Source organism: Rhizobiaceae bacterium (genome assembly GCA_023953835.1).
Lineage (GTDB): Bacteria > Pseudomonadota > Alphaproteobacteria > Rhizobiales > Rhizobiaceae > Mesorhizobium_G.
Genome location: JAMLJB010000002.1, coordinates 386,845 through 400,138, shown reverse-complemented (window position 1 = coordinate 400,138; position 13,294 = coordinate 386,845). Strand labels below are relative to the sequence as shown.

The window sequence follows — 13,294 nt, the reverse complement described above, 5'->3', positions numbered from 1 at the left end:
ATGGCAATGACCTATAAAATCGACAGCAGCCGCAACGCATGGCGCTCGGCGGTGGAGAAGTGGCTCGTCGGCCTCGATCTGGTTTCGCCGGAAACGCGGGAGAAGATAGTCACCGCATGGCAGAGCACCTGGAGTTCCAGTCCCTTCAAGACGATCGAGGAAGCACCGTGGGACGCGGTCGATTTCGACTATACGCTGGCCGACCATGTGAACGAGGTCACGCAGACCGGACTGAACCTCGCCGAACATGTCAAGAAGCAGTGGAACGTCTCGGTCGACCCAGAGATTCTGGTGCCGATCCTTATTCTCCATGACGTGGACAAGCCGCTGATGTTCGTGCGCGAGGACGGCCATGTCGTGCGTACGCCGCTCTATCATGAGATTCCGCACGGCGTCGTCGGCGGCATGTTGCTCAAGGAGCTTGGCTTTCCGCACCATGTGGTGGCGACGGTCACGACGCATTCGCCGCGCATGCCGTTTCCGGGCCGAAGCTGGGAAGCCTATATCCTGCACTATGCCGACTATATCGTGTGCGACCACGCGATGATGCGCGCAGGCGAAAAGCCGTTCTACTTCTTCCACGACGTGGAATAGCTTTCCTTTCCCTAGAGGTAGGCAATCGAGATCGCGGGGACCAACGCGATCAGCACGAGCGCGACCACCAGCGCCAGCAGGTACACCCACATTGCGGGCATGGCCTTTTCCGGCGCGACCTTGCCGATACTGCATGCGATGTAAAAGCCGATGCCGACCGGCGGCAGGAACAGGCCGATGTTCATCGCGACGACGACCACCATGGCGTACTGGATACCGTGGATGCCGAGCGAGGCGGCAATCGGAAACATCAGCGGCGCGAGCAGCACCAGCGCGGGCAGGCCCTCAAGTAGCGATCCCAGCACGACGAAGAGCATGATGCTGATCGCCATGAAGGATATCCAGCCGCCGGGCAGGTCGAGCATGAAGGCGCCGAGCTGGTTGGCGAAGCCGGTATGCGTCAGCGCCCAGGCGGCGGCGGACGATGTGCCCATGATGAGCAGGATCGCGCCGCTCATGGCCGCCGTTTCGGTGAGCATCCGGTAAATGCCGCGCACGGTTAGCCCGCCATAGAGCCAATGGCCGATGATGAGCGCATAGACCACCGCGACGGTCGAGACCTCCGTGGCGGTTGCGATGCCTTCGCCGACTGCGACGCGGATCAGGAAGGGCAGCACCAGGATCGGCAGCGCGATCTTCAGTGTGGCGGAAATGTTCGCGAATGTGGGGCGGCGCACCGCATCCATCTTTTCGCCCCGTGTGCGCAGGCGCGCGACGATTGCCAGCGCGACCAGGAGCACGAAGGCGATGACGAAGCCGCTGGTGAAAAGGTCGGCGATGGAAAGCCCTGCAACGGAACCCAGCACGATGAGCACGATGCTGGGCGGCACCGTGTCGGCCATCACTGCGCCGGTGGACAGCAGCCCAATCATCTCCGGCTCCTTCACGCCGCGCCGCTTCATCTCGGGAAACAGCGCCGGGGCGACCGTTGCCATGTCGGAAACCTTCGAGCCGGAAATGCCGGACACGAGATAGAGCGAGCCGAGCAGGACATAGGACATGCCCGCGCGGACATGGCCGAACATGGAGGACAGGAAATCGACGATCGCCTTGCCCATGCCGGTGCCGTCGAGGATGCAGCCGAGCAGGACGAAGACCGGGATCGAGAGCAGCACGAGGCTGGACATGCCTTCGTCCATCCGCCCGACGAGTATGACGCCGGAAAGCGGCGTGGTGAACAGGACGAAGGACAGGGTGGCGATGCCGAAGCAGAAGGCGATGGGTACGCCGATCGCGAGGCAGCCGAACAGGAACGCCACGAGGAAGATAAGGATGTTGAGCTTGCCGAGCGCAACGAACACATCCTTGAAATAGAAGAGAAGGGTGGCTGCAACGGTGACGGTCAGCAGGGCGAGCAGGATGTCGCGCGGCCTGCACCGGGCAAGCAGGTGCACCAACGAAATCACCAGCATGAGCAACAGCCCTGCCAGGAGCGCCGAAACATGGTAGCCGCTGGAAATGCGCAGCGAGGGCGTGCGGATGATCCATTCGCTCGTCACATGCTCATAGGCTGGGGCGATCATTGCCGCGAGGAAGGTGACGACGAGCACCTGCGCCAGCGTCTCGACGAAGGGCTGTATCGCGGGCGGCATCGAGCGCAGCACCAGTGTCAGCCTGATGTGTTCGTTGCGCTCGATGGCGATCACGGCGCCCAGCATCGAAAGCCAGATGAACAACAGGCTGCATACCTCGTCCGCCCAGAATATCGGCGTCAGCAGGAAATAGCGGAAGAACACGGCGACAAAGACCAGCAGCACCATCGCAGTCAGCGTGGCGGCGGCAAATGCCTCGATGGCACGCACCAGCATGCGCACGGCGAAAGGACTGTAAAGGCGCGGAGCCGGCGCGGTCTGGTAGGCTTCGATTTCCATGGTCCCCTCCCGGACACGGCCTCGATCATGCGAATCGGAGATCAGGGCTTCGCCGCACGGGCAACAGGCCGGACACCGACCCCTGCCGCGATTGGCCCAGCCAATCGACGAAACACATACTCCTCCCATCCAGACGCTATTGGACCTTTATCAAGTAGGTCCAACGATTTTAACTAATCGCTTGAAAGGCTGAGCTTATCAAAGAAGCTGGTTGACTATATGCGGTTCAGTCCCGCGCCCACCTCGCGCGCGACCTTCAGAAAGCTCGTAACCGCCTGCGATGCGCGGCGCTCGTCCCATGAAATCGTCACTCTGAGCAGGGGCGCCTGATCGGCGAGCTTGCGGTAGACCACGCCCTGCCTTGCTGCTTGCTGCTTCGTTGCCGAGATGAACCCGACGCCGAAACCGGCGCAAACATAGGCGACGATGGATTGCGCGGGCGACGTGGCCAGCCGGATTTTCGGGCTGAACCCGGCGCGGTTGCACACCGCGATGATGTCGTCATAGGCGTCCGGCGCGAGTTCGCGGGGAAAGAGAACGAAATCGCATTGCGACAGGTCGCCGACCGTGAGTTCGTCCAGTTCCGCGAGCGGATGGTCCTGCGGCAGCACGACATCGAAAGGCACCTTTGCCACGACCTCGCTGGCGAAATCGTCCTCCGGCGCGGAGTGCCCCAGCCCGACATGGATGTCTCCGTCGCGCAGCGCCGTGAACTGATCCGAGGTCTGGAGTTCCTTCACGGTCAGCACCACGTCGGGCAGTTCCTTCATGAAGGCATGGCGTATCTCGGGAAACACCAGAAAGAGGGCGGGCTGCGTCACGCCGATGACGAGATTCCCGCGCGCGCCCCTGGCGACCTGTCGCGCAAGTTGCACGCCAAGGTCGAAACGCTCAAGCATGCGCCGGGTTTCCTCAAGGAAAACCGCGCCCGCGGGTGTGAGGCTGACGGAACGGCGGCTGCGTTCCAACAGCACTACGCCAAGCTCGCTTTCCAGTTCGGCTATGTTCTGGCTCATCGCCGGCTGCGACATGTGCATGCGCATCGCCGCACGATTGAAGTGCAGTTCCTCGGCGAGCGCCAGAAAGCAGCGAAGGCGTCTGATATCCACGCTGTTTTAATAGGCAGCACTTATTTCTGGATCAAGATAAAAAATTGGACCTTCTCCAGCCACGACCTATGCTGAATGCTGCGAGGGTGCCCTGACATCCTTGCCAGACACTCTCGGGAGGAAAACGTGGGTATCTCAAGACGGAGTTTCAACACATCTGTTGCGGCCGGGCTCGGCGCAACCATCATCAGCGGATTGAGCCGGCCATCATGGGCCGCCGAAACCGTACTCAAGTTCGGACACGGGTTTCCGCTGGTCCATCCCCTTCATGTGGGGCTGGTGGCGGCGGCCGAACGCATCAAGACCGAATCCGGCGGCCGCGTCGAAATGGAAGTCTATGGCAACAGCCAGCTTGGCGGCGATTCGCAGCTCCTGTCGCAGGTGCGCGCCGGCAGCATCGATTTCTTCACGACCGGGGGCCTGCTTCTCTCGACCCTGGTGCCGGTCGCCTCGATTAACGGAATGGGCTTCGCCTTCCCGAGCTATGATGAGGTCTGGAAGGCCATGGACGGCAATCTGGGCGCACTGATCCGCTCGGAGTTCGAGCCGGTCGGGCTGCATGTGCTGGAGCGCATGTGGGACAATGGCTACCGGCAGGTCTCGTCGGGCGACAGGGAGATCAACCGCCCTGACGACCTCGCCAATTTCAAGATCCGCGTGCCTGTCAGCCCGCTCTACGTATCGCTGTTCGAGGCGTTCGGTGCGGTGCCGGTCAGCATGAACCTTGCCGAGGTCTACACCGCGTTGCAGACGCGCGTGGTGGACGGGCAGGAAAACTCGCTCGTGCTGTTCGACAGCGTGAAATATGCCGAGGTGCAGAAGCGCATTTCGCTGACCAACCATGTCTGGGACGGGTCGTGGGTGGTTGCCAATGGCAACACCTGGAAGGGCCTTCCGGACGACATGCGCAAGCTGGTCGGCGACATCATCAATGACGAGGCGATGAAGCAGCGTCAGGAAGTTGCGCGGCTCAACAGCGAATTGCGCACCAAGATCGAGGGCCAGGGCGTCGTCTTCAACGAGACGGACCCGGAGCTGTTCCGCGCAAAGCTGAAGGACAGCGGCTTCTATCAGCGCTGGGCCGCCGAATATGGCGAGAAGCCTTGGGCGCTGCTTGAGGAATCGGTGGGCAAGCTGGGCTGACCGGGTCGGGCGCCGTCCACGCGCCCATCGAGGATTGCCGGACCATCGCGAGCCGTTCGCGCGGCAGCGGATCACCGCTGCCGTGTCGCGCCTCGCTGCGAACCAGACACAGGAAATGATGACAGACAAGACCTACACGCTTGGCATCGACATAGGCGGCACGTTCACCGATCTCGTGCTCCTGTGTTCATCCGGCACCGTCACCACCTGGAAGTCGCCGACCACTCCGCATGATTACAGCGAGGGCGTGGCGACCGCCGTCGAGTCCTTCCTTGCCGCCGGCTCAATCCGCGCCGCGCAGGTCGTCGAGGTGGTCCACGCGACGACGGTGGCGACCAACGCCGTGCTGGAGAACAAGGGGGCGAAGGTCGGTCTGGTGACGACAGCCGGCTTTCGCGACATCGTGGAAATCCGGCGGCTGCGCATTCCGGTTCTGTACAAGATCTTCTACGACAAGCCTGAGCCTCTGATACCGCGCAACCTTCGCTTCGAGGTTCGCGAGCGCATCGCGGCGAGCGGCGATATACGCACCGCGCTCGACGAGGACGACGTGCGACGCGTCGGCGAAGAACTCAGGAAGGCGTCGGTCGATGCGGTCGCGGTCAGTTTTCTGCACGCCTATATCAACGACGCGCATGAGCGGCGCGCGGTGGCGATCCTTGGCGAGATGCTGGGCGACGATTGCTACATCACCTGCGGATCGCAGCTTCTTCCTGAATCGCGCGAGTACGAGCGCACCTCGACGGTCTGCGTGAACGCATATGTCGGCCCGCTGCTGAAATCCTATGCGGCGCGCCTGCTGCAAAGGCTGCGAGCACTCGGCGTCAACTGCCCGGTGCAGATGATGCATTCGAGCGGCGGCACGACGGACATCGAGTTCGCAGTGGCGCGCGCCGCCTCGTTGGTGGAATCCGGTCCGGCGGCGGGCGTCGTCGCCTGCGCGAAAATATCCACCAACGCAGCCGAAATGGCGAACTTCATCACCTTCGACATGGGTGGCACCACCACCAAGGCGGCGCTGATCGAGAACGGCGACCCGGCGCGGACCACCGAATATGAGATCGGGGCGGGCATCAGCCTGTCCAGCCGCCTCATCAAGGGGGGCGGGCATCCGATCCGGTTTCCATTCATCGACGTGTCGGAAATCGGCGCGGGTGGCGGCAGCCTCGTGGCCTTCGACGGCCTCGGGCGGCTCACGGTCGGGCCGCATAGCGCTGGCTCCTCACCGGGGCCGATCTGCTACGGGCGTGGCGGCACGCAACTGACGCTGACCGACGCGTTCCTGTGTCTCGGCTACCTGAACCCGGTCGCGCTCGCGAGTGGCGCTATCGAGATCGATGCGGCCAGCGCGCACAAGGCGATGAAGGAACGGGTCGCCGATGTGCTCGGCGTCGACGTGCACAAGGCGGCGAGCGGCGTTCTTGCGGTTGCGGCGACCACGATGACGCGAGCTGTCAAGGCGGTCACCACCTATCGCGGGCGCGATCCGCGCGAATTCACCATGGTCGCGTTCGGCGGCAACGGCCCGGTCGTCGCGGCGACGGTCGCCGAGGCGCTGGGCATCCGCAAGGTCGTGGTGCCACCGACGGCGGGTGTGTTCAGCGCGCTCGGGCTTGCCGTGGCCGACACGGAGGAGGAGGTGGTGATCCCGCTCAAGAGCGGTGAAGACGCTTTCGATTTCGGCGATGTGCGCAACAGGCTGCGCGCGGCTCTTGCACGGCAGGCGGACTGGGTGGACGCCGAAAGCATCGCGCGAGACGGGCGTTTCTTCCTCGACATGCGCTATGCGGGACAGGGATATGAGCTGACCACGCCGCTCGTCGACGCGGATGACCTCAACGCGCTGCGGTCGCGGTTCAACGAGGAGCACCGCCGCACCTACGGCCATATGTCCGACCGGGATGCGGTCGAGATCGTCAGCGCGCGCCTGAGGGTGCGGCGCGCCCGCAACGCGACGCGGCTGAGCTTCCGGCAGGAAAGCGCTGCTCCCGCGCGCGCGCGAAACGTCTATTTCGACAGGTTCGGCGAAATCGCCACCCCCATCATCACGCGCGGCAATCTGGGCGCTTCCGACCGGCGCGGGCCGCTGGTGATCGAGGACTACGACACGACTATCGTCGTGCCGCCGTCTGCGAGCGCACGGCTCGACGAGGATTTCAACGTGCAGGTCAATCTGGGGCAGTCGGCATGAACGTGGAAATGCGTTTCGATCCAATCACGCTGGAAGTCGTCCAGAACGCGGTCTCGTCCATCGCGGACGAGATGGCGCTGGTCATCATGCGCACCGCCTATTCGCCGGTCGTCCGCGATACGATGGATTTCTCAACCGCCGTCTGCGACTGCAAGGGTCTTGTCGTGGCGCAGGGGCTGACGCTTCCCTCCCAACTGGGCTCGTTTCCGGGCATCATGCGCAGGCTGATTGAAACCTATGGCGAGACGCTCACCCAAGGCGACCTCTTCATTGGCAACGATCCCTATGGCGCGGGCGGCCAGCACCTGCCCGACGTGTTCATCATCAAGCCGGTGTTTCGCGAGGGCGTGCTGTGCGGGTTCGGCGCGGCCCTTGCCCACCAGACGGATGTCGGCGGCCTCGTACCCGGAAGCGTAGCGATCCAGGCGGTGGACATATTGCAGGAAGGTCTGTGCCTGCCGCTGTGCCGCCTGCACGACGCGGGCAGGCCGAATGAGGCGGTGCTCGCCATCATCGAGAAGAACACGCGCCGCCCCGACGAGGTGACGGGCGATATGCGCGCCATGATATCGGCTTGCAACATCGCTGAGAAGAACCTGCTGGAACTGGTCCGCCGCTACGGCCACGAGCAGTTGCAGGTCTATTTCGATCACATGCAGAGCCTCAGCCATCGGGCGATGGAAGCCGCGATCCGCGACATACCGGACGGCACCTATGAAGGGGTGGATTTTATCGACGGCGTGGGCGACGCGCCGGAGCCGCTTCGCATACGCGCCACGATCACCGTGTCGGGACCGGGCCTGACCATTAATTTCGACGGCACCTCGCCGCAGATACAGGCGGGCATCAACTGCCCCATCGCGCTCACCGAGGCCGCCAGCTATTGCGCGCTTCGCTGCCTGATCGGCGACGACATCCCGAATTGCGAGGGATATATGCGCGCAATCAAGGTGGTCGCGCCCGACGGCTGCCTCGTCAACCCGGTCTGGCCGGCGGCATGCAGCGCCCGCGGCGTCGTCGGCTTCCGCGTTTTCGACACCATCATGCGCGCGCTTGCGACCATCGTCCCGGAACGGGTGATTGCAGGCTCGGAAGGCGGCCCCTCCATGATCGCGCTCGGCGGGGTGAGCGGCGGCAAGCCCTTCGTGCACAACGAACTCATCGTCGGCGCATGGGGCGCGCGTTCCGGCAAGGACGGGCTTGAGGGCGTGTCCAACCTCCTTGGTAATATCTCGAACCAGCCCATCGAGTTGATCGAATCCCAGATGCCCATCGAAATTCTCTCCTACGGCTTCGTGGAAGATACGGGCGGCGACGGGGAGTTTCGCGGCGGGCTGGCGTTCCGGCGCGAATATGTGTTCACGGAGGACAACCTTCTCCTGACGTTGCGCAACGACCGGCGCGCCCATCCGCCCTATGGCATTGCGGGCGGAAGCGCGGGCGCGCCGTCCATGCAGATGATTGTCCGGACCGATGGCAACGAGGAGATTGTGCCGACCATGCCGATGCTCAGCTACCGGGTCAACAAGGGCGACCGCTATGTGCTCCAGTCGGCGGGCGGCGGCGGCTATGGCGATCCGTCGCTGAGGCTGCGCGAGGCGGTGGAAAAGGACCTCGCGGAGGGTAAGATTTCGCGCGCCAAGGCCGTGACCCTTTACGGCCTCGAATGAAACGCTCTAAAAGCGGAACTTCGAACATATCCAAGACAACGCCGCAGACATAGCTCCACATCACCGTCAGCACTTTGGGCACTCCGCACCGGCGTGTCATGGACGGCGGGCTTTCGGGCGAAGCAGGGGGTGGGGGCGCGGTGATGAAGAAGGGTTGGCTGCCGTTTTACGGCTGGGTCATCGTTGCGCTCGCCTTCATCGCGCAGATGATTTCCAGCATGTCGATGCAGGGCCTGTCGACCTATGTCGAGCCGCTGCAACGCCAGTTCGGCTGGAGCAGCGCGCAGACGGCCGCCGGACGCTCGTTCCAGCAGGTGGACAATCTCCTCGGGCCGCTGAGCGGCTGGCTGGCCGACAGGTTCGGTGCGCGCTGCCTGATGAGCGCCGGCGTCGTGATCTATGTCGGCGCATTCGTCATGTTCAGCCGGATCGAGACGCTGGTAGGCTTCTACGTCGCATGTCTGCTGATGGCGGTCGCCAACAGCCTCGCCGGACTGCTGATGGTCGCCTTCGTCACCAACCACTGGTTTCGCCGCCGCCGCTCGACCGCGATGGGGCTTGCCGTGCTTGGCTTCGCCGTCGCGGGGGTCTGGTTCATCCCGGCGATCGTGTGGGTCCAGGGCAGTTTCGGATGGCGCAACGCGGCGCTGGCGACAGCCGGCCTGATCGGCGTGCTCGGCCTGCCGATCATGCTCTTCATGCGCGACACGCCCGAATCGAAGCAATTGCTGCCGGATGGCGACAAACCTGGCGATCCCGTCGCAGCGGCGCATCCCGGCGCAGCCCCGCGCCAATTCTCCTTCACCTTGAACCATGCCGTGCGCACGCGCGCCTTCTGGCTGCTCACATCGGGCAATGCGCTGGCCAATGCCATGATGTCGGCAGTCATGGTGCACCAGTTCGCGTTCTTCGAGTCGGTCGTCTCGCGCGAGAACGCGGCGCTGGTCCTGATGCAGGTGAATGTGTTCAACATGCTGGGCCGGGTCATCGGCGGGATGGCGGGGGACCGCTACCCCAAGCACGCGCTGCTGACCCTCAACATGGCCGCCTCGGCGGCGGCGGTGCTGCTCATGGAACTGCGGACCGCCACGGGGCTTTTCGCCTATGCCGCCATTTTCGGCTTCACATGGGGCACGCGCACGGCGGTGCTCAATTCCGCCTATGGCGATTATTTCGGCAGGGCCTCGTTCGGCAAGATATTGGGCCTCGCATCGACCATCGCCTCGCCGCTCGCATTCGTCTCCCCGATACTCGTCGGCTGGGCGGTCGACCGCTCCGGCGACTACGGCCTTGCGGTCGCCTTCCTCGCTGCCGTTGCGATGATGTCGTCGGTGAGCTTCCTTTTCGCGGGAGCGCCGCGCGCCGCTCCCGTCGAGTCGACGCCGTAAAGCGTCAGGCGGAGGCTTCGTCGAGCTGGCGAAGATGGTCGGGGGATAGCGAAAGCTCCGCCGCCCGCGAGAAGGCGAGAAGCTGCTCGGCATTGGTGGCGCTGGCAATCGGCGCGACCACGCCGGGCTGGGCGATCAGCCATGCCAGCGCGACCTCGGCGGGCCGGGCGCCAAGATCGAGCGCAACCGCGTCAAGCGCTGCGAGGATCCTGTAGCCTCGCTCGTTCAGATAGTCGGCGACGCCGGAGCTTCGTGGGCCTTTGCCGAGGTCGTCCGCGCTGCGGTATTTTCCGGACAGGAAGCCCTTTGCCAGACCGTAATAGGTGATGGCGCCCACCTCGCGCTCGATGCACAGGTCGCGCAGCGGCCCCTCGAAGGTCGAGCGGTCATAGAGATTGTAGGAGGGCTGGATCGATTCGTAGCGCGGCAGGCCCTGTGCCGCTGCCGTGTCGAGCGCATCGCGCAACTGGTCGGCGGTGTGGTTGGACGCGCCGATGAAGCGCACCTTGCCCTTCTCGATCAGCCTCTGATACGCGCCGAGCGTATCGGCATAGGGCACCAGCGGATCATGCCAGTGGCTCTGGTAGAGATCGATGACATCGGTGCGAAGCCGCCGCAGGCTGTCCTCGACAGCCGCTTCGATATAGGCGGGCGCGAGCCCCGCCTTGCCTTCCCCCATCTCGCTGGCGACCTTCGTCGCGATGATGACTTCACTGCGATTGCGCCGGGCGGCGAGCCAGTTGCCGATGATGGTCTCGGACTCTCCGCCCTTGTTTCCCGGAACCCACCGCGAATAGGAGTCCGCCGTGTCGATGGTGTTGAAGCCCGCCGCCACGAAGCGGTCGAGCAGGTCGAATGCGTGCTTTTCGTCGACCGTCCAGCCGAGCACGTTGCCGCCGAACACGATCGGCGTGATTTCAAGGGATGTGCGGCCAAGCCTGCGCTTTTGCATATGTCATTGTCCTGGTGTGTCCTGGTCGCGCTTGGCCGCAGCCCGGCCGGGTGTTCGCAGATCGCAGGAGCGTGAGTGTGGGGCGGTTTCAGGAGGTGTATACAGCGGCAGCAAGCATAGTTCCGTTCGGCGAACGAGACAACTGTACGCCGGCTTCATTTCAAATCCGCGCCCGCCGGACCCCGTAACGGACGGCGGGCAATGCGTTACGGCAGCCCATAACAATGTGTTATACAGCCGTTCACATTGGCAATTTTCATTGAAAGGGAATTGTTTCACCTTCCGGCCCGCTGAAAGAGACCTTCGGGAGACAAGGTCGAGCGGCATATCGGGAGGGTGCCAGGCATATGCGCCGAGCTATACATCAGGAAACGATTGTCTTTGCCCTGTCGCTGTTGATGCTGGTCGGCTTTTCGATCTTCCTGAGCGGCTTTGCCTCGCCCGAAAACATCATCGCCCTTATCCGCAACGTGTCCGTGCTCGGCATCCTCGGCACGGGCATGGCGCTCGTCATCATCGGGCGCGGCATCGACCTTGCCGCTATCTCCGTCATGGCCATGTCGGTCGCGTGGGGGCTGAGCATGTCCGTCGACGGCGCGCCGCTGCTTCCCTCGCTGATGTTGGGCCTTGCCTTCGCGGTCGCGGTCGGCCTCGTGACCGGCCTCATCATCGCCTATGTGAAAGTGCCGCCGCTCTTCGCGACGCTGGCCGTCAGCCTCATCGTCTACGGCGTCGGGCTGACATTCATGATCCCGCTCGACATCATCTACCTGCCGAAGGACTCGGCCTGGCTGGAGTTTTTCGGCAAGGGCCGCGTCCTGGGCATTCCAATGCCGGTCGTGCTGTTCGCGATCACCGCCGGCCTCGCGAGCTGGTTCCTGAGCAAGTCCAAGATCGGCAGGACGATCTACGCCATCGGCGACAATTTCGCGGCGGCCCGCCTGATCGGCCTGCCTGTCGAGCGGGTAATCGTGCTGCAATATGTGATCTCCAGCCTTGTCGCCTTCGCGGCGGGCATCATCACGGCGGCGGCCGTGTCCAGCATGAACACCCGCATCGCCACCTCGTCGCTCGTCTATGACGTCATCCTCGTCGTGGTGCTCGGCGGCATCGGCCTGAACGGCGGCAAGGGTTCGGTGCGCAACGTGGTGGCCGGCACGCTGCTGGTCGGCACGCTCCTGAACGGCATGACCATCATGGACGTGCAGTACACCACCCAGAACATCATCAAGGGCCTCATTCTCCTGCTGGCCATCACCATCGACACGCTGGTCAATCCGCGTGACGAGCAGACCGCCCAGCACGGCGACATCTGAATCTTTTCAACTGCCGGACAATCCGGCATCCAACCTGGAGGAAGCAAATGATTTTCAAACATGTGTTGCGCGCCTGTATCGGCGTCGCTTTGCTGGGCACCAGCGCAGCGGCCCTTGCCGAGGGCATCGACGATCCGGTCCGGCCGAGCTTCTACGATGCGATGAAGGGCGCGCGCGTCGTGTTCGTGCCGCAGTCCATGAGCTTCGACCTGCCCCAGGGCTGGGGCGCGGCCCTGAACAAGCAGGCCAAGGAGCTTGGCTATACCGTCGACATCCGCGATCCGAACTGGAAGACGGATGCGGGCGCTTCGGCCATCACCACGGCCATCGGCGAGAAGCCGGACATCATCATCGTGCAGAACCCGGACGTGAAGTCCTATGCCCGCCTCTACAAGAAGGCTGCGGACGAGGGCATCTATGTGTTGCAGATCAACATGAACTCCTCGCAGGCCACCGAAGCCTATGTCGGGCCGGACTGGGTGGGCATGGGCGCGCTGGCCGCCGCAAGGCTCGCCGAGGTGTGCAGCCCCGCCAAGGGCAAGTCGGGCAAGATCGCGGTCATGCAGGGCGACCTGACGGCGGCGGCGAGCACCTACCAGATCAAGGGCTTCACGGACGAGCTGGCCAAGCATTCGGATATCACGCTGGTGTCGAACCAGTCGGCGAACTGGGACGCCAGCAAGGCGCAGAGCATCGCCACCACCGTGTTGCAGCAGCACCCCGACCTTTGCGGCTATTTCGGCTTCTGGGACGTGCAGGACATGGGCATCGCGGCAGCCGTCAAGGAAGCGGGCAAGACCGGCGAGGTCTATGTCATGTCGTCGGGCGGCGGCTCGGAGCAGTCCATGTGCGAGAACGTCCGCAACGGTTCGCTGACGGCGGACATCAGCTTCGACGTTCCGGGGCAGGCGCGCGATCTCAACAACATGATCAAGTACCTGCTGCAGACCAGGCCGAAGGCGGGCGAGACAAAGGCGATCCTCTATACGCCGCTCAACGTGGTCACCAAGGACAATCTGCATGCGGGAAGCTGCTACGAGCTGAAGGACCTTCAGTAACC

10 protein-coding genes are annotated in these 13,294 nt (G+C 63.6%); 7 read left to right on the top strand and 3 right to left on the bottom strand.

The window, feature by feature from the left end; genetic code table 11:
* Window positions 1-6 precede the first annotated feature (6 nt).
* The gene (locus tag M9924_19715; protein MCO5066614.1) at window positions 7-594 is read left to right on the top strand and encodes an HD domain-containing protein; all 588 of its coding nucleotides are present in this window, start codon (window positions 7-9) and stop codon (window positions 592-594) included.
* Between the two features lie 11 nt (window positions 595-605).
* Here M9924_19715 and M9924_19710 read toward each other — a convergent pair whose 3' ends face one another.
* Together M9924_19710 and M9924_19705 are read right to left on the bottom strand one after the other, a co-directional pair.
* Window positions 606-2,465 carry a TRAP transporter large permease subunit gene (locus M9924_19710; GenBank protein MCO5066613.1) on the bottom strand — a complete coding sequence of 620 codons (1,860 nt, stop codon included), beginning with the start codon at window positions 2,463-2,465 and terminating at the stop codon, window positions 606-608.
* Between the two features lie 215 nt (window positions 2,466-2,680).
* Window positions 2,681-3,574, bottom strand: a complete 894-nt coding sequence (locus M9924_19705) for a LysR substrate-binding domain-containing protein (protein MCO5066612.1) — start codon at window positions 3,572-3,574, stop codon at window positions 2,681-2,683.
* Between the two features lie 126 nt (window positions 3,575-3,700).
* On the opposite strand from M9924_19705, the gene M9924_19700 reads away from it, so the two are divergent.
* The 4 genes from M9924_19700 (at window position 3,701) to M9924_19685 (ending at window position 9,966) form a co-directional block, all read left to right on the top strand.
* A complete protein-coding gene (locus M9924_19700) occupies window positions 3,701-4,717 on the top strand; it encodes a TRAP transporter substrate-binding protein (GenBank protein MCO5066611.1) in 1,017 nt (338 codons plus the stop codon).
* Window positions 4,718-4,835: 118 nt separating this feature from the next.
* Window positions 4,836-6,908: a hydantoinase/oxoprolinase family protein gene (locus M9924_19695; protein MCO5066610.1), complete on the top strand. Its 2,073-nt coding sequence runs from the start codon at window positions 4,836-4,838 to the stop codon at window positions 6,906-6,908.
* An 8-nt stretch (window positions 6,909-6,916) separates the two neighbouring features.
* On the top strand, window positions 6,917-8,578 hold the full coding sequence (locus M9924_19690) for a hydantoinase B/oxoprolinase family protein (GenBank protein ID MCO5066609.1): 1,662 nt from the start codon (window positions 6,917-6,919) through the stop codon (window positions 8,576-8,578).
* Window positions 8,579-8,676: 98 nt separating this feature from the next.
* Window positions 8,677-9,966, top strand: a complete 1,290-nt coding sequence (locus M9924_19685) for an MFS transporter (protein MCO5066608.1) — start codon at window positions 8,677-8,679, stop codon at window positions 9,964-9,966.
* 4 nt (window positions 9,967-9,970) lie between these two features.
* Here the strand turns inward: M9924_19685 and M9924_19680 are convergent, their stop codons facing one another.
* A complete protein-coding gene (locus M9924_19680) occupies window positions 9,971-10,918 on the bottom strand; it encodes an aldo/keto reductase (protein MCO5066607.1) in 948 nt (315 codons plus the stop codon).
* Window positions 10,919-11,265: 347 nt separating this feature from the next.
* Between M9924_19680 and M9924_19675 the strand changes: the two genes are divergently transcribed.
* A complete protein-coding gene (locus M9924_19675) occupies window positions 11,266-12,234 on the top strand; it encodes an ABC transporter permease (protein MCO5066606.1) in 969 nt (322 codons plus the stop codon).
* Between the two features lie 47 nt (window positions 12,235-12,281).
* Entirely contained in the window at window positions 12,282-13,292 is a 1,011-nt protein-coding gene (locus tag M9924_19670) for a sugar ABC transporter substrate-binding protein (protein ID MCO5066605.1), read from the top strand.
* Window positions 13,293-13,294 lie beyond the last annotated feature (2 nt).